Genomic DNA, 16,769 nt, shown 5'->3' with positions numbered 1-16,769 from the left:
CGCTGCGGAAGGTAAAGAGATCAGACCCCCGACCCGACTGACCTCGCACGTCTTCATGGCTTTCCTTCGGGGGAGGTGCCGTTCCATGTCAGAGCACAGCGCCGTCGCTGTCGCTTCCGCGCGCCTGCGGCTGCTCGGCGGCTGGCAGCTCGTCGTCGACGGGGCCGAGGTGGCCCTCGGGCACCGCGAGCAGCGGCTGGTCGCCCTGCTCGGCCTCGCCGCCCCGGGCACCCGGGCGCAGGTCGCGAGCATGCTGTGGCCCGACAGCACCGACGAGCACGCCCTGGGCAGCCTGCGCCGGGCGGTGTGGCACTGCCAGCGCAAGTGCCCGGGCCTGCTGAGCCCGGGCCGGTCGACCCTGACCCTGGCGCCGGAGATCCGGGTGGACACCGACGACCTGCGACGCGCGGCCGGGCTGACCGAGCTGCCAATGGACGACGGCGCCGCCCGTGAGCTGCTCGACGCGCTGCGCGGTCCCGAGCTGCTGCCCGGGTGGTTCGACGACTGGGTGGTCGAGGAGCGGCCCCGCCTGCAGCAGCTGCGGGTCGAGGCGCTCGAGCGGGTCGCCCAGCACGGCCTCGACCACGACGAGCCGACGCTCGTCGTCGAGGCCGCCACGGCGGCCGGCGAGATCGAGCCGCTGCGCGAGTCGGCACGCGAGATGTCGATCCGCGGCCACCTCGGCCTCGGCGACGTGGCGAGCGCTCGGCACGAGCTGCGGCGCTACCACGACCTGCTCGACGAGGAGCTCGGCGTCGCGCCCTCGGAGCGCATCCAGGCCCTGGTCGACGCAGCGGTCACGGCTCCCGCGCCCGCGCCGGTGCCGCCGCCGGTAGCGGTGCCCCGCCAGCGCGTCGCACCCGCGGACGACGTACGTCCTCGTGCCCGCCTCGAGCCGCCGCCCCTCCCGCCGGTGCAGGGCCTCGCCGAGTTCCTCGGCGACGACCGCCGGACGTCGGGCCTGCGCCGCGCGGGCGCCGCCCTCGTCGGTGCCGCCGGCGTCGCGCTGGCGGTCTCGCTCGGGGTCGCGCTGACCGGGCCGGACCGGTCGCCCGAGGCCAACCGTGACCCCGGTGCCGCCCGGGTGGTCACGCAGGCCGCGCCCACGTCGACGACCACGACCGACCCGGCCCGGACGGTGCGCGTGCGCACCGTCCGCACGGTCGCCGGGTCTGCGGCCTTCGCCGTGCAGGCGAACCAGCGACCCGCGCAGGTGCGGCTGGTCGTGCGTGGCAAGGCTGGCCTGCGCGTCGTACGCCACGTCGTGGTCCGCGGTGCCGGCGGCCGGCAGGTCCTGGTCACCGGGCTCGACGCCGGGACCTACGAGTGGTCGGCGACCTCCGCGTCCGCCCCCGGCGTGCGGGGCGAGGTCTCCGTGACCCCGCCGCCCGTGACCGCCACCCCCGACGTGGTCACGGCAGCGCAGACCCCGTCGCAGGCCCCGTCGCAGGCCCCGACGCAGACCCCGTCGACCTCCCCGTCGCAGACCGCGACGCCGAGTCACACCCCGACCCCCACCCCCACTCCGACCCCCTCCCCGAGCCACACCCCGAGCCCGTCCCCGTCCGCCCGGCCGACCGGGACGCCGACGGACCCCGGGACGGTGGCCCCGACACCGGTGGGCTGAGGAGGCCGACATGTCCGAGCACACGCATCGCCCGCGGAGGCGGGCCGTCCGGCTGGCCGCCTTCTTGCTCGTGGGCGGGGGTCTCGCCAGCGTGACCGGCGCGGCGGCGGCGGGCGACTCCCCAAAGCGCTGGTCCGGCTACCGGATCGCGGTCACTGGCGAGGCGGCCGGAGGGTGGATCGGCGGCTACCAGGTCGGACGCGCGGAGCTGTACCTGACCACCCCGACCCGTGACCCCAACCGCGCCGGGTTCCGCGCACCGAAGCTCGTCGGCAACTTGCCCGGCCGCGCGGTCGCGCGGCGCGAGACCGCCCGGGCAGCCTGGATCCTGTCGAAGTACGGCGCCTACCGCGATGCCACCCAGTCGGCCGCCGTCGACGCGAGCGTCTACCACCTGCTGGTCGGCGGGGCCTGGCGCATCGACCACCGCCTCGGTGCGCGGAGGATCCGCCAGTCCGGCAACGAGGCCGCGGTCGCCCGCTTCGCCCGCATCATGCTGCGCCAGTCACGGCAGAGCGCGGGTGCCTACACGGCTCGTCTCGAGGCCGCGGGCACTGATGTCGGAGGCACCGTGGCGGTCACGGTGAGCGTGCTGGACGGTCACGGAAGGCCCGCGCCAGGGCTGCCGGTGACGCTCGGCATGGCCGGCAGCGACCCGCGCGAGGCGGTCACGGGCGACGACGGCCGAGCCGTCGCCCGCTTCGCCGCCGACGCCCGCGGGTGGCAGGGCGTGACCGCCGAGGTGGCCCACGTCCCGGAGCACCGGCTGCGGGTGCGGCTGCCCGACCGGAAGAGCCAGGCCTCCGCCGCCGAGGGCGGCGTGACCCGCACCCTCGTCGTCTCGGCCAACGCCGCGGTCCGCGGCGCGCAGACGCTCAGCCTCAGCGCCGACCCTTCCCAGCTCCTGGTCGGGGCGCAGGCGCGGGTGGTCGCCACCATCGCCGGCGACGGCACGCAGCGCACGGCCACCGCCACCTTGCACGGGCCATACCCCTCCGCGGGCGCTGCGACGTGTGGGGACAAGACGGTCGGCCAGGTGTCGGCCACAGTGGCCGCGGACGGTGCGTATGCCCTCCCGACCCTCACTCCGCCGGGCGGCTACTACGCCTGGCGCGTCATCATCGCGGGGAACGACACGAACGCGCCCGTAAGCAGCTGCGGCGCGATCACGAGGGTGAGAGCGCGACCGGTCACGAGCGTGGACTGGTCACCGGTCGCTCCCGCAGCCAACTCCAACGTGACGGCGACGGCGTCGCTCACCGGTATCCCGTTCCCGGCTCAGGTCCAGATCAGGATCACGCTCTTCCAGGATGGCGTGTGCGGGAGCGCCATCGACTTCGATGACGTGACCGTTTTCGGGAACGGCTCCGCCGACACCTCGTTCTTCATTCCGAGCGCGGGCACGTACTCGTGGCGTGCCGATACCGCCGCCGGCGATCTCTGGGCGGGCACATCCTCTCCGTGCCGGGTGATGGGTGCGTCCTGACTTAAAGTCAGGCTTGACTGTTTGTTTGTACGACGGCAGGCTGGGCGCATGCCCACCTCGCCTGCGCCGGCCTCCGCCCGCGTGCCGCAGGCGGATCGCAGCCGCGCGATGCGCGCACGGTTGCTGGAGGCGACCGTCGACCTGCTGGTCGAGCGCGGCTTCGCCGGCACCTCCACCACGCTGGTGTCCGAGCGTGCGGGCGTCAGTCGCGGCGCCCAGCTGCACCACTTCCCGACCAAGAACGACCTCGTCGTGGCGGCCGTCGAGCACCTCACCGAGCGTCGGGGCGCCGAGCTGGCCGCCGCCTTCGACCGGTTGAGTGCGGAGCCGGTCGCGACCGCCGCGGACCGGCGCACTCGACTCCGGCGGATGCTGGAGATGCTCGGCGACCACTTCGCCTCGCCGGTGTTCGCCGCGGCCCTCGAGCTGTGGGTCGCCGCCCGCACCGACGAGGCGCTGCTCGCCGCCGTCGCGCCGCTGGAGCAGCGGGTCGGCCGCGAGGCGCACCGGATGACCGTCGCCGCGCTGGGCGCCGACGAGTCGCAGCGTGGCGTCCGCGAGCTGGTGCAGGCGACCCTCGACCTGGTCCGCGGACTGGGCCTGGCCTCGACCATCTCCGACGACTCGGCACGCCGCCGCCGGATCCTCCAGGAATGGGCCGACGTGCTCGACAAGGAGCTGTCATGACGTCCCCCCGGATGAACTTCCACCCGCTCGCGTGGAAGTTCACGGCCGTCGGGCCGGGATCACGCTCAGCCCCCGATGGAGTTCCACTCGCTCGGGTGGAAATCCATCGGGACCGTCACCACCGAGCCGCCTCGAGCACATCAGGAGCGCCCGCATGACCGACGTACTCACCCAGGTGCTCGCCGACCTCGCCGCCGAGGGCGACCGGCTCGACGCGCTGGTCGCCGACCTCGACGACGCCGGCTGGCACACGCCCACCCCGGCCGCGGGCTGGGACGTCGCCGCCCAGGTGGCGCACCTGGCCTGGACCGACGGCGTCGCGCTGCTGGCCGCGACCGACAAGGAGGCGTGGGACGCCGTCGTGCTCGAGGCGATCGCCGACCCGGAAGGCTTCGTCGACACCGAGGCCCTGGCCCTGGCCAAGGAGCCGGACCTGCTCGACCGGTGGCGCGACGGCCGCACCCGGCTGCGCGAGGTGCTGGCGGCGTACCCGTCCGGCGAGAAGATGCCGTGGTTCGGCCCGCCGATGTCGGCGACCTCGATGGCGACCGCCCGGCTGATGGAGACCTGGGCGCACAGCCTCGACGTGCACGAGGGGCTCGGCGCCCCTGTCGAGGACACCGACCGGATCCGCCACGTCGCGCACCTCGGCGTCCGCACCCGCAACTTCGCCTTCGGGGTGCACGGCCTCGACGCACCCGCCGAGGAGTTCCGCATCGACCTGGTCGCGCCGTCCGGGGACGTGTGGAGCTGGGGGCCCGAGGACGCCGCGCAGACCCTGACCGGCAGCGCCGGCGACTTCTGCCGCCTCGTCACCCAGCGGGTCCACCGCGCCGACACCGACCTCGTCGCGACGGGCGCCGATGTCGACCGCTGGCTCGGCATCGCGCAGGCCTTCGCCGGCCAGCCGGGTGAGGGGAGGGCCCCGAGGTGACGGCACTGCGGATCGGCAACTGCTCCGGCTTCTACGGCGACCGCCTCAGCGCGATGCGCGAGATGCTCGAGGGCGGCGAGCTCGACGTGCTGACCGGCGACTACCTCGCCGAGCTCACCATGCTCATCCTCGGCAAGGACCAGCTCAAGGACCCGACCCTGGGTTACGCCCGCACGTTCGTCCGCCAGGTCGAGGACTGCCTCGGTCTCGCGCTCGAGCGCGGTGTGAAGATCGTCGCCAACGCCGGCGGCCTCAACCCGGCCGGGCTCGCCGACCGGCTGCGCGAGGTCGCGGCCGGGCTGGGCCTCGACCCGCAGGTCGCGCACGTGGAGGGCGACGACGTACGCCACCTGTCCTTCGCCGACGCGCTGACCGCCAACGCCTACCTCGGCGGCTTCGGCATCGCCGCAGCCCTCACGGCCGGCGCCGACATCGTGGTCACCGGCCGCGTCACCGACGCCTCGCTCGTCGTCGGCCCGGCGGTGGCGCACCACGGCTGGACCCCGACGTCGTACGACGAGCTGGCGGGCGCGGTCGTCGCCGGCCACGTGATCGAGTGCGGGGCGCAGGCGACCGGCGGCAACTTCAGCGGCTTCCTCACCCTGCCCCACCGCGACCGTCCGCTCGGCTTCCCGGTGGCCGAGGTCGCAGCCGACGGGAGCTGCGTCATCACCAAGCACGACGGCACCGGCGGCGCGGTCACCGTCGACACCGTCACCGCCCAGCTGGTCTACGAGATCCAGTCCACCCGCTACCTCGGCCCCGACGTCACCGTGCACCTCGACTCGGTCCGCCTCGAGCAGGCCGGCGCGGACCGCGTGGCGATCAGCGGCGTGGTCGGCGAGGCGCCGCCCGAGCGGCTCAAGGTCTGCGTCAACGAGCTGGGCGGCTGGCGCAACAGCGCCGAGTTCGTGCTCACGGGGCTCGACGTCGAGGCGAAGGCCGCGTGGGTGCGCGACCAGCTCGGCGCGCGGCTGACCGCCGCGGAGGTCGCCTGGTCCGAGGTCACCCCGCCGCCGGCGGACGCGGAGACCGAGGAGTCGGCCTCGACCCTGCTGCGCTGCACCGTCAAGGACTCCTCGCCCGATCCCGTGGGTCGCGCCTTCACCTCCGCCGCCGTCGAGCTCGCCCTCGCCTCCTACTCCGGCTTCACGATGACCGCGCCGCCCGCGGCCGCGACCCCCTACGGCGTCTACCGCGCCGAGTACGTCGACCGCAGCGACGTCACGCAGACCGTCGTCCACGCCGACGGCCGCCGCGAGGTGGTCGCGGACCCGACGTCGTACGCCTCGGACGAGGAGGCCCCGGGCGCCCGCCCGTCGCCGTACCCGGGGCGCACCGACGTGCTCACCCGCCGGCTCCCGCTCGGCACCTTCGTCCACGCGCGCTCGGGCGACAAGGGCGGCGACGCCAACATCGGCCTCTGGGTCGCGCACGACGGCGTCGACCAGGACCTGTACGACGCCCGCGTGCAGTGGCTGTTCAAGATGATGTCGCCCAAGGGGATCGGCGCGCTGCTCCCCGAGGCCGCCGACCTCGACGTCGAGGTCTGGCTGCTGCCCCACCTCGGCGCGGTCAACCTCGTCGTGCACGGCCTGCTCGGCCAGGGCGTCGCCGCCTCCACGCGCTTCGACCCGCAGGCCAAGGGTCTCGGCGAGTGGCTACGCTCCCGCACCGTCTCGATCGAGGAGAGCCTGCTGTGAGCACCGAGCGGGAGGCGATGCGCGCGACGGCGGCGGAGCTCGTCCGTCGCGAGGTCGTGCCGCACCTCCAGGAGTGGGAGGACGCCGGGGAGATCCCGCGCGCGCTGCACCAGGTCGCCGGCGACCTCGGCCTGCTCGGCGTCTCCTTCCCCGAGGAGGTGGGCGGATCCGGCGGCGACCTGCTCGACTCCGTGGCGGTGCAGGAGGCGATGTTCGAGGCCGGTGCGTCGAGCGGCCTGATGGCGGGCCTCTTCACCAGCGGCATCGCGCTGCCGCACATCGCGGCGAGCGGCAACCCCGACCTCGTCGACCGCTTCGTCCGGCCGACGCTCGCCGGCGACACGATCGGCTCGCTCGCGATCACCGAGCCCGGCGGTGGCTCCGACGTCGCCCGCATCACCACGCGAGCCGTGCGCGACGGCGACCACTACGTCGTCAACGGCGCCAAGACCTTCATCACCTCCGGCGTCCGCGCCGACTTCGTCACCACCGCCGTCCGCACCGGCGGGCCCGGCCACTCGGGCATCTCGCTGCTCGTCGTCGAGAAGGGCACGCCCGGCTTCACCGTCGACCGGTCGCTGCAGAAGATGGGCTGGCACTGCTCCGACACCGCCGAGTTGTCCTACGTCGACGTGCGGGTGCCGGTCGCCAACCTCGTCGGCGCGGAGGACTCCGGCTTCGGCCAGATCGCCGACCAGTTCGTCGTCGAGCGGATCGCGCTGGCCGTGCACGGCTACGGCATCGCGGCCCGCTCGCTCGAGCTGGCAGCGGCGCACTGCCGCGAGCGCACGACGTTCGGCCGGCCGCTGATCAGCAACCAGGCCGTCCAGCACACGCTCGTCGAGATGCGCCGCCAGGTCGAGGTCGCGCGCACCTTCACCCGGTCGGTCGCGGCCCGGCACGCGGCGGGGGAGTTCGTCGTCGCCGAGGCGTGCCTGGCCAAGCAGACCGCCGTGGACTGCGCGGCGTACGTCTGCGACCGGGCCGTCCAGCTCTTCGGCGGCACCGGCTACATGCACGGCACCGAGGTGGAGCGGCACTACCGCGACGCCCGGCTGCTGCCGATCGGCGGTGGCGCCGACGAGGTGCTGCGCGACCTGACGGCGAAGTTGATGGGTTATGCGTCATGAGAGGAAAGCGATGATCAAGCTCCCGTCCCTGGGGGACCAGGTCTCGGTGTGGATGGACGCGCCGCCCGCCGCGGTCTGGGACCTCGTCAGCGACGTGACCCGCATCGGCGAGTTCAGCCCGGAGACCTTCGAGGCCCGCTGGACCCGCGGCGCGACCGGGCCCGAGGTCGGCGCGTACTTCAAGGGCCACGTGAAGCGCAACGGCGTCGGCCCGACCTACTGGAGCCTGTGCCGGGTGACGCAGTGCGTGCCCGAGGAGGTCTTCGAGTTCGCCGTCGGCACCGACGAGATGAACGTCAACAACTGGGGCTACCGCCTCGAGCCGCGCGACGGCGGCACCCTGGTCACGGAGTACTTCCGCCTCGGCACGAACCTCCCGACGCGGGTCTACTGGCTCGTGCTCGGCCCGCTGCGCCGGCGTACGAACCAGCGCGGCATGCGCACCACCCTCGAGCGGATGAAGGCGGTGCTGGAGAAGTGACCAGCAACCGCGAGGCGATGCTCGAGAAGCTCGCCGACCTCGACGCGCAGCACGCGGTCGCGGTGGCCGGCGGTGGTGAGAAGTACGTCGACCGCCACCACGCGCGCGGCAAGCTCACCGCCCGCGAGCGGATCGAGCTCCTCGTCGACCCGGGCTCGGCCTTCCTCGAGCTGTCGCCCCTGGCCGGCTGGGGGTCCGACTTCACCGTCGGCGCGTCCGTCGTGACGGGCATCGGTGTCGTCGAGGGCGTCGAGTGCCTGATCAGCGCCAACGACCCGACCGTCAAGGGCGGCGCGTCGAACCCGTGGACGGTGAAGAAGATCTTCCGCGCCTCGCAGATCGCCGAGGAGAACGACCTCCCGACGATCTCGCTCGTCGAGTCCGGCGGCGCCGACCTGCCGACGCAGAAGGAGATCTTCATCCCCGGAGGCCGGCTCTTCCGAGACCTGACCCGGTCGTCGGCCCGCAAGCAGCCCACGATCGCGCTGGTCTTCGGCAACTCGACCGCCGGCGGGGCGTACGTCCCCGGCATGAGCGACTACACGGTCTTCGTCCGCGGTGGCGCGAAGGTCTTCCTCGGCGGCCCGCCCCTGGTGAAGATGGCGACCGGCGAGGAGTCCGACGACGAGTCGCTCGGTGGCGCCGAGATGCACGCCCGGGTCTCCGGCCTCGCCGACTACCTCGCCGAGGACGAGCTCGACGCGATCCGCATCGGCCGGCGCATCGTGGCCCGCCTCAACCGGACTCCCTCGACCACCCATCGGGGCTTCGCCGCGCCCGACGCCGACCCCGAGGGCCTGCTGGACCTCATCCCGACCGACCTCAAGGAGCCGTTCGACCCGCGCGAGGTCATCGTGCGCATCGTCGACGGGGCCAGCGAGCGCAACGGCCGGCCGTTCGACGAGTTCAAGCCGCTCTACGGCACCTCGCTCGTCACCGGTTGGGCGCAGCTGCACGGCCACCCGATCGGCATCCTCGCCAACGCTCAGGGCGTGCTGTTCTCCGAGGAGGCGCAGAAGGCGACGCAGTTCATCCAGCTCGCCAACCAGTCGGACACGCCACTGCTCTTCCTGCACAACACCACCGGCTACATGGTCGGCAAGGAGTACGAGCAGGGCGGCATCATCAAGCACGGCGCGCAGATGATCAACGCGGTCTCCAACAGCTCGGTGCCGCACCTGTCGGTGATCATGGGCGCGTCGTACGGCGCGGGCAACTACGGCATGAACGGTCGCGCCTACGACCCGCGCTTCCTCTTCACCTGGCCCAGCGCGAAGTCCGCGGTGATGGGCCCGGCCCAGCTGGCCGGCGTGCTGTCGATCGTCGCCCGCGCCGCCGCCGAGTCGAAGGGACAGGCGTACGACGAGGAAGGTGACGCCGGCATGCGCGCCATGGTCGAGGCGATGGTCGAGGAGCAGTCCCTGCCCTACGCGCTGTCCGGGATGCTCTACGACGACGGCGTCATCGACCCCCGCGACACCCGCACCGTGCTGGCCATCTGCCTCAGCGTCATCGCCAACACGCCCTTCCGGGGCGCCGAAGGATTCGGGGTGTTCCGCACGTGATCAACAGACTCCTGGTCGCCAACCGCGGCGAGATCGCCCGCCGCGTCTTCGCGACGTGCCGCCGTCTCGGCATCGAGACGGTCGCGGTCCACTCCGACGCCGACTCCGGGCTGCCGTTCGTGGCCGAGGCCGATCACGCCGTACGCCTGCCGGGCAACGCACCCGCCGACACCTACCTCCGCATCGACCTCGTCGTCGAGGCGGCTCTCAAGTCGGGCGCCGACGCGGTCCACCCTGGCTACGGCTTCCTCTCCGAGAACGCCGACTTCGCCCGCGCCGTGACCGACGCCGGGCTGACCTGGGTCGGGCCGAGCCCGGAGTCCATCGAGGCGATGGGCTCGAAGGTCGAGGCCAAGCGGCTGATGCGCGAGGCGGGCGTCCCCACGCTCGAGGCTCCGGACGACCCGACCGAGGTCGACCTGCCGCTGCTGGTGAAGGCGTCGGCTGGTGGGGGCGGCCGCGGCATGCGGATCGTCCGTTCCCTCGACCGGCTCGACGCCGAGATCGAGGCGGCACGTGCCGAGGCCGAGTCTGCCTTCGGTGACGGCACCGTCTTCGTCGAGCCGTACGTCGAGCGCGGGCGGCACGTCGAGGTGCAGGTGGTCGGCGACGGCCGCGGCCAGGTGCTCGTCCTCGGCGAGCGGGACTGCTCGGTCCAGCGGCGTCACCAGAAGGTGGTCGAGGAGGCGCCGGCGCCGGAGCTCGACGGCGACGTCGCGGACGCCCTGCACGAGGCCGCGCGCCGCGCCGCCGAGGCGATCTCCTACTGCGGCGCCGGGACGGTCGAGTTCCTCTACGACCCCGACACCGAGCGCTTCTTCTTCCTCGAGATGAACACCCGGCTCCAGGTCGAGCACCCGGTCACCGAGCTGGTCTGGGACACCGACCTCGTCGATCTCCAGCTGGCTGTGGCCGAGGCCGCGAACGGCGCCGGGACGCTCGGCTTCTCCACCAGCGAAGACGCGCCCCAGCGACACGCGATCGAGGTGCGCCTCTACGCCGAGGACGCGGCGTACGTCCCGCAGAGCGGTCGCCTGGTGACCTTCGAGGTCGACCACGACCTCGCGTTCGGGCTGGGTGGTGAGCGCGGGATCCGCGTCGACTCCGGCTTCGCGAGTGGCAACGAGGTCTCGACGTTCTACGACGCGATGCTGGCCAAGGTGGTCTCGTGGGCGCCCAACCGCGAGCAGGCGATCCGCCAGCTCGTGGCTGCGTTGAAACGTGCCCGGATTCACGGCGTGACCACCAACCGCGAACAGCTCGTGGAGATTCTCACCGACCCGGTCTTCGTGGCCGGCGAGATGACCACGACGTGGCTGGAGTCGCGTCCGATTTCCGCTGAGTCTCCCAGCGACTCAAGGGCCAGTGTCGTGGCGGGAGCCCTCATGCTGGCGGCCGAGGACGCCGCGCGGCGTACGGTCCAGCAGGGCGTCCCCGCCGCCTGGCGCAACGTCGTCAGCCAGCCGCAGCGCATCACCTTCGAGGGCCACGAGCCGGTCGAGTGGTGGGGCACGCGCGACGGCTTCGTCGTCGACGGCGTGACGGTGCTCGAGGTGTCGCCGACGCACGTGCGGCTGGAGGTCGACGGCGTGACCGTGCAGTACGACGGACTGGTCGACGTCCAGCGACCCTCCGGCACGCGGGAGGTGTACGTCGACGGCGCGCTGCGGTCCGTCCGCCTGCGCGAGGTGCCGCGGTTCACCGACCCCGCCGACGCGGTGGCGAGCGGGTCGCTGCTCGCACCGATGCCCGGCACCGTCGTGGCGGTGACGGTCGAGGCCGGCCGCGAGGTGGTGGCCGGCGACGTCGTCCTCGTCCTCGAGGCGATGAAGATGCAGCACACCGTGACCGCACCGCACGACGGCACGGTCACCGAGATCAACGTCGAGCCCGGGGCGCAGGTCGCGTCCGGGGAAGTTCTTGCCGTAGTGGAGGAGAAGGCATGACCAGCTTCACCGAGTCCGAGGAGCGTCAGGAGCTGCGCCGCCAGGTGGCGAAGCTGGCGAGCGGCTACGGCCGGGACTGGTTCGTCGAGCGTGCCCGCGCCGGCGAGAAGACCACCGAGCTGTGGCTCGAGATCGCCAAGGCCGGCTACCTCGGCGTGAACATCCCCGAGGAGTACGGCGGCGGGGGCGGCGGCATCGGTGACGTGGCCGCGGTGTGCGAGGAGCTGGCCGCGCAGGGCTGCCCGCTGCTGATGATGGTCGTCAGCCCGGCGATCTGCGGCACCGTGATCGCCCGCTACGGCACGGACGAGCAGAAGGAGAAGTGGCTGCCCGGCATCTGCGACGGCACCGCCACGATGGCGTTCGCGATCACCGAGCCCGACGCCGGCACCAACTCCCACAACATCACCACGACCGCCCGCCGGGACGGCGACGAGTGGGTGCTCAGGGGCCAGAAGATCTACATCTCCGGAGTGGACGAGGCGGCCAACGTGCTCGTCGTCGCGCGCACCGAGGACGCGAAGACCGGCAAGCTCAAGCCCTGCCTGTTCGTCGTGCCCACCGACGCGGCCGGCTTCGAGCACACCGTCATTCCGATGGAGATCGTCAGCCCGGAGAAGCAGTTCCAGGTGTTCATCGACGACGTCCGGATCCCGGCCGACGCGCTCGTCGGCGACGAGGACGGCGGCCTGGTGCAGCTGTTCGCGGGGCTCAACCCCGAGCGGATCATGGCGGCCTCCTTCTCGACCGGCCTCGCCCGGCACGCCCTCGCCAAGGCGTCGGCGTACGCCAGGGAGCGGACGGTGTTCAAGGACCCGATCGGCGCGCACCAGGCCATCGCCCACCCCCTCGCGATGGCGCACATCGAGACGGAGCTGGCCCGGCTGATGACCCAGAAGGCGGCCGCGCTGGTCGACGAGGGCGAGGACCTGGCTGCCGGCGAGGCCGCCAACATGGCGAAGTACGCCGCTGCCGAGGCGGCCGTGCACGCCGTCGACGCGGCGGTCCAGACCCACGGCGGGAACGGCATCACGCAGGAGTACGGCATGGCGGGCCTGCTCGTCGCCGCGCGTGCGGGGCGGATCGCCCCCGTCAGCCGGGAGATGATTCTCAACTTCGTCGCGATGCACAGCCTGGGGCTGCCGAAGTCCTACTGACTCCGACGGATCCGTCATACGTTCCCGAACGCATCGGATCGGGAACGTATGACGGACGAGACGAGGGTCAGGCGCCGGCGGCGTCGTACTGCTCCTGGACCTCACCGGAGGTCGCGCCGTTGGGCTGGCTGATGCGGATCTGGTTGCCGAACGGGTCGCGGATGCCGAAGTCGGTGCCGTAGGGCTGCTGGACCGGCTCCTGGGTGACCTCGACGCCGGCGTCGACGAGGGCGGCGTACGTCGCGTGCACGTCGCTGCTCTGCAGGAAGAGCCCGCCGAGCGCGCCCTTCGTGACGAGCTCACGCACCTGCGCGGCGGTGGCCTCGTCGTGCTGCGGCCCGCCGACGAGCTCGAGGAGCAGGGAGGTGTCCTGACCGGGCACACCCACGGTGAGCCAGCGCATGAAGCCGAGGTCGATGTCGTCGCGGACCTCGAAGCCGAGGTGCGAGGTGTAGAAGTCGAGCGCCTCGTCCTGGTCGAGGACGGGCACGGAGCGGATGTGGAGGCTGGTGATGTGGTTGGTGTTCATGACGAGAACGCTATTCAGCCACCGACCCCGGGCGCTTCTCCGAAACCGCTGTCTGCGCGGGCGACGGCGGGGCCGACTCGCGCGGCCGCGTCCAGGCGGCGATGAAGCAGCTCGGCACGTGCACGGGTGCGTGCTGCGCGCGGAAGTCCGACGGCGAGCAGCCGACGATGTTGCTGAAGGTCCGGCTGAAGGTGCCCAGGCTCGCGAAGCCCACGTCCCACGCGACCTCGGTGACCGGCCGGTCCGTCTGGCGCAGCAGCGTCATCGCGCGCTCGACCCGACGGCGCTGGAGGTAGCGGTGCGGGGTCTCGCCGTAGACCGACTTGAAGACCCGGCCGAACTGGGAGGCGGACAGGTGCGCGATCGCCGCCAGGTGGGGTACGTCGAGCGGCTCGGCGTAGCGCCGGTCCATCTCGTCGCGCGCCCGCAGCATCCGGCGGTTGGTGTCCTCCTGCGCAGACAGGTCCACGCTCACACCCAGATGTTGTCGTGCTCGCGCATGAACGCGTCGTACTCCTGCGGCGACATGTCGGCCGTGCCCTCGGCCAGCTGCTCGAAGTAGCGCTCGCGCGGTGCTCCCGGCGCGAAGTGGAGCAGCATCTTGGCCGCGCCGTCCTCGTTGCGGAAGCCGTGCAGCCCACCCGCCGGCACGTGGACGAAGTCGCCGGAGCGGCACCTCACCCACTCGGTGCCGTCGTAGATGGTGACGGTGCCCTCGAGGACGTAGAACGACTCGGTGATCGTGCGGTGGAAGTGCGCGCCCGGCCCGCTCGGCGGACCGCCGAACTCCCAGCGGTAGAGGCCGTACGTCCCCCCGGTGCCGGACCCGAGGGCGAGGTGGAAGACCTTGTTGCCGTTGGGGTAGACCAGCGCGGGCTCGCCGTCGCCGCGCACCAGCCGCGCCGAGACCTCGCCCGAGTCCCCGTGGTAGACCGCCGGTGGGTAGCTCATGAACCTGACCCTAGCCCCGCGGGCCGACTCCCACATTTGGGGTTTGACCTTGCGCGGCGAGTAAAGGAAATGTGCGTGGGGTCCCATTCCCGACCCATCGGACCCGACATGGAACCTGTCTCCGACCGGGTCCGCGGACGACGTCTCGCCGCCAGCGGATCCCTGCTCGCGCTCGTCCTGACGACCGCGCTGACCATCACCTTCGTCGCCCCCGGACCGGCCAACGCCGGGCGGGGCCACCACCCGCCCCCGCAGCCGACCACCCCGGTGGTCGTCGCGACCGGGCTCGACAATCCCCGGCAGCTCTCCTTCGACGGCAACGACCTCTACGTCGCCGAGGCCGGCACCGGCGGCGAGCTCGCGTGCATGCCCGGCCCCGAGGGGGGCGAGGTGTGCATGGGCGAGAGCGGCTCCGTCACCAAGGTCGACCGGTGGGGCCAGCGCCGCGTGCTCACCGGGCTGCCCTCGATCGCCGCCCCCGACGGCACGTCCGCGATCGGAGCCGGCGACGTCGCCGTCGACCACGGTCGGTACGCCGTCCTGGTCGGTCTCGGCGCCGACCCGGCCCTGCGCGACGACCCGGCCGTCCCCGAGTTCGCCGAGAAGTTCGGCACGCTGCTCGGCGGGAAGCTGTGGGGAGGCCGCGGCCACTGGAAGAAGCGCCAGCCGGTCCACGACGACGAGCCGCGCATCCTGGCCGACGTGGCCGCCCACGAGTCGGCAGAGAACCCCGACGGCGCGCAGGTCGACTCCAACCCGGTCGGCCTCTGGAAGGGCCGCTACGGCTGGGTGGTCGCCGACGCCGGCGGCAACGACGTGGTGCACGTGGGCTGGTGGGGCGACGTCTCCACCCTCGGCGTCTTCCCGACGCGGCTCGTGCCGGCGCCACCGTTCCTCCCGCCGGGAGACATCCCCATGGACGCGGTGCCGACCTCGGCGGTGCTCGGTCCCGACGGTGCGCTCTACGTGAGCCAGTTGACCGGCTTCCCGTTCCCCGCGGGCGGTGCGAACGTCTGGCGCCTGGTCCCCGGCCAGGAGCCGACCGTCTACGCCAGCGGCCTGACCAACGTGACCGACCTGGCCTGGCACCGCGGCCGCCTCTACGCCGTGCAGCTCGCCGACGGCGGGCTCCTCGCGGTCCCGCCGGGCCAGCCGCCCGTCGGCTCGCTCCTGCGGGTCTCGACCAGCGGCAACCACGAGACCGTGGCCGGAGGTCTGGTCGCGCCCTACGGGCTCGCCTTCTCGGGTCGCAGCGCGTACGTCACCACGTGCAGCGTCTGCCCGGGAGCCGGAGAGGTGCTGCGGGTCCCGGTGCGCTGAGCGCGTCCGGTTGTCGGCGGCGAGTGGCAGGCTGAGGCCGTGTCACTCGCCGACCGACCGCTCGTCCCCGAGGAGTGGGTGCTGCGCATCGACGGCGTGCTGGGCCGGCTGCCGCGCTGCCGGCAGGAGCAGGCGTGGACGGGCACCCGGTGGCGCGTCGGCAGTGCCACGGTGGCCCACGTCTTCGGCGGTGAGGACCAGCTCTTCCGGATCACCTTCCGGGGCGAGCCTGACGAGGTGGCCGCCTTCGAGCACATGGGCGACCCCTACTTCCGCTCCGGCTGGGGCGGCAACGCGATCGGCATGCTGCTCGACGACGACACCGACTGGGAGGAGCTCGCCGAGCTGCTCACCGACTCCTACTGCGTCCAGGCGCCGGCCGCCCTCGCCGAGCAGGTCGTCCGGCCGGCTCCCTGAGGTCACCTCAGCGGGACGAAGCGATACCACCCGTGCTCGCTGACCCGGCCTCCCGGGTTGGTCACCAGCAGCATCGTGCCGGCCACCGGGATCACCATCCGGCCGTCCTCGCCGAGCTGGTCGACCAGCTCCTGCGGCAGCACCGACGGCTCGGCGGAGACCAGGATCCGGTCGTACGGCGCCCCGTCGGGGTCGCCGAGCACGCCCGGGGTCGCGAGAGTGATCGTCGCCCACGGCTGGCCGGTCGCGGCGAGGTTGCGGCCGCCGAAGCGCACCAGCTCCGGCTCCAGCTCGACGCCGCGGACCTCGCCCGTCGGGCCGACGAGGTGGGCGAGCAGCGCGGTCGTCCACCCGGAGCCGGACCCGACGTCGAGCACCCGATGGCCGGGCCGGACGTCGAGCAGCCGGAGCATGTCGGCGACGGTGCGCGGCTGGGAGTTGGTCTGGCCGGCCGCGATCTGCAGCGGGCCGTCGTACGACGCGCGGCGCCGGACCGCTCGCGGCAGGAAGCCCCGCCGCGGGTGGGCCGCGAAGGCGCGGTCGACGGCGTCCACGCCATCGAGGTTACGCGCAACAGCGGCACGGCCCTGGGTGGGTGGGGTGGGCCGTGCCGCTGCCGGTGTGCGTTGTGGAGCCCGGTCTCCCGCCGTATGCGGGGGGTTGTCCGTACGTCCCGACTGGGGGCAGTCGGGGCGCGCGGGAGCGGGAGGGTGCTCCGCGGAACGCAGCCGCCTCCAGGTGTCACCCGGGAGTCATCGGTCCCCCTCGTGGTCGTGGTGGTCCCAGTCGTGGTCGCCGTCGTGGTCCCAGTCGTGGTCGCCGTCGTGGTCCCAGTC

16 protein-coding genes are annotated in these 16,769 nt (G+C 72.9%); 12 read left to right on the top strand and 4 right to left on the bottom strand.

Going from position 1 to position 16,769, the window contains the following annotated elements; translation table 11 throughout:
• The first annotated feature begins 85 nt into the window (after nt 1–85).
• The 10 genes from ACE3QY_RS15220 (at nt 86) to ACE3QY_RS15175 (ending at nt 12,716) form a co-directional block, all read left to right on the top strand.
• Nucleotides 86–1,627, top strand: coding sequence for a BTAD domain-containing putative transcriptional regulator (locus ACE3QY_RS15220; RefSeq protein ID WP_374456879.1), 1,542 nt, complete (start codon nt 86–88; stop codon nt 1,625–1,627).
• Nucleotides 1,628–1,637: 10 nt separating this feature from the next.
• Nucleotides 1,638–3,113: a hypothetical protein gene (locus ACE3QY_RS15215; protein WP_374456878.1), complete on the top strand. Its 1,476-nt coding sequence runs from the start codon at nt 1,638–1,640 to the stop codon at nt 3,111–3,113.
• Nucleotides 3,114–3,161: 48 nt separating this feature from the next.
• On the top strand, nt 3,162–3,800 hold the full coding sequence (locus ACE3QY_RS15210; RefSeq protein ID WP_374456877.1) for a TetR/AcrR family transcriptional regulator: 639 nt from the start codon (nt 3,162–3,164) through the stop codon (nt 3,798–3,800).
• Between the two features lie 154 nt (nt 3,801–3,954).
• Complete coding sequence (locus tag ACE3QY_RS15205) at nt 3,955–4,734, top strand: TIGR03084 family metal-binding protein (protein ID WP_374456876.1); 780 nt, start codon at nt 3,955–3,957, stop codon at nt 4,732–4,734.
• Nucleotides 4,731–6,437, top strand: a complete 1,707-nt coding sequence (locus tag ACE3QY_RS15200) for an acyclic terpene utilization AtuA family protein (RefSeq protein ID WP_374456875.1) — start codon at nt 4,731–4,733, stop codon at nt 6,435–6,437. Before ACE3QY_RS15205 ends, ACE3QY_RS15200 begins: the two co-directional genes overlap by 4 nt.
• Before the next feature lie 17 nt (nt 6,438–6,454).
• The gene (locus ACE3QY_RS15195) at nt 6,455–7,567 is read left to right on the top strand and encodes an acyl-CoA dehydrogenase family protein (protein WP_374456984.1); all 1,113 of its coding nucleotides are present in this window, start codon (nt 6,455–6,457) and stop codon (nt 7,565–7,567) included.
• Between the two features lie 10 nt (nt 7,568–7,577).
• Nucleotides 7,578–8,048, top strand: a complete 471-nt coding sequence (locus ACE3QY_RS15190; protein ID WP_374456874.1) for an SRPBCC family protein — start codon at nt 7,578–7,580, stop codon at nt 8,046–8,048.
• 17 nt (nt 8,049–8,065) lie between these two features.
• On the top strand, nt 8,066–9,613 hold the full coding sequence (locus ACE3QY_RS15185; RefSeq protein WP_374456983.1) for an acyl-CoA carboxylase subunit beta: 1,548 nt from the start codon (nt 8,066–8,068) through the stop codon (nt 9,611–9,613).
• Complete coding sequence (locus ACE3QY_RS15180) at nt 9,610–11,559, top strand: biotin carboxylase N-terminal domain-containing protein (protein WP_374456873.1); 1,950 nt, start codon at nt 9,610–9,612, stop codon at nt 11,557–11,559. The genes ACE3QY_RS15185 and ACE3QY_RS15180 overlap by 4 nt, the downstream gene beginning before the upstream one ends.
• Nucleotides 11,556–12,716: an acyl-CoA dehydrogenase family protein gene (locus ACE3QY_RS15175; RefSeq protein ID WP_374456872.1), complete on the top strand. Its 1,161-nt coding sequence runs from the start codon at nt 11,556–11,558 to the stop codon at nt 12,714–12,716. The genes ACE3QY_RS15180 and ACE3QY_RS15175 overlap by 4 nt, the downstream gene beginning before the upstream one ends.
• A gap of 67 nt (nt 12,717–12,783) precedes the next feature.
• Here ACE3QY_RS15175 and ACE3QY_RS15170 read toward each other — a convergent pair whose 3' ends face one another.
• The 3 genes from ACE3QY_RS15170 to ACE3QY_RS15160 are packed head-to-tail and all read right to left on the bottom strand — an operon-like array spanning nt 12,784 to nt 14,196.
• Nucleotides 12,784–13,245, bottom strand: coding sequence for a VOC family protein (locus tag ACE3QY_RS15170; protein ID WP_374456871.1), 462 nt, complete (start codon nt 13,243–13,245; stop codon nt 12,784–12,786).
• Between the two features lie 10 nt (nt 13,246–13,255).
• Complete coding sequence (locus ACE3QY_RS15165; protein WP_374456870.1) at nt 13,256–13,720, bottom strand: helix-turn-helix domain-containing protein; 465 nt, start codon at nt 13,718–13,720, stop codon at nt 13,256–13,258.
• Nucleotides 13,717–14,196, bottom strand: coding sequence for a cupin domain-containing protein (locus tag ACE3QY_RS15160; RefSeq protein ID WP_374456869.1), 480 nt, complete (start codon nt 14,194–14,196; stop codon nt 13,717–13,719). Before ACE3QY_RS15160 ends, ACE3QY_RS15165 begins: the two co-directional genes overlap by 4 nt.
• A gap of 108 nt (nt 14,197–14,304) precedes the next feature.
• Here ACE3QY_RS15160 and ACE3QY_RS15155 point away from each other — a divergent pair, with 108 nt between their 5' ends.
• On the top strand, nt 14,305–15,516 hold the full coding sequence (locus ACE3QY_RS15155) for a ScyD/ScyE family protein (protein ID WP_374456868.1): 1,212 nt from the start codon (nt 14,305–14,307) through the stop codon (nt 15,514–15,516).
• A 39-nt stretch (nt 15,517–15,555) separates the two neighbouring features.
• Nucleotides 15,556–15,933 (top strand): MmcQ/YjbR family DNA-binding protein, encoded by a 378-nt coding sequence (locus ACE3QY_RS15150; RefSeq protein ID WP_374456867.1) that lies wholly within the window; start codon nt 15,556–15,558, stop codon nt 15,931–15,933.
• A gap of 2 nt (nt 15,934–15,935) precedes the next feature.
• On the opposite strand, the gene ACE3QY_RS15145 is transcribed toward ACE3QY_RS15150, so the two are convergent.
• Nucleotides 15,936–16,487, bottom strand: coding sequence for a protein-L-isoaspartate O-methyltransferase (locus ACE3QY_RS15145; RefSeq protein ID WP_374456866.1), 552 nt, complete (start codon nt 16,485–16,487; stop codon nt 15,936–15,938).
• Nucleotides 16,488–16,769 lie beyond the last annotated feature (282 nt).

It is taken from the genome of Nocardioides sp., assembly GCF_041913365.1.
Lineage (GTDB): Bacteria > Actinomycetota > Actinomycetes > Propionibacteriales > Nocardioidaceae > Nocardioides.
Note: the sequence above shows the minus strand (reverse complement) of the source record. Positions and strands in the feature narration are given on the sequence as shown.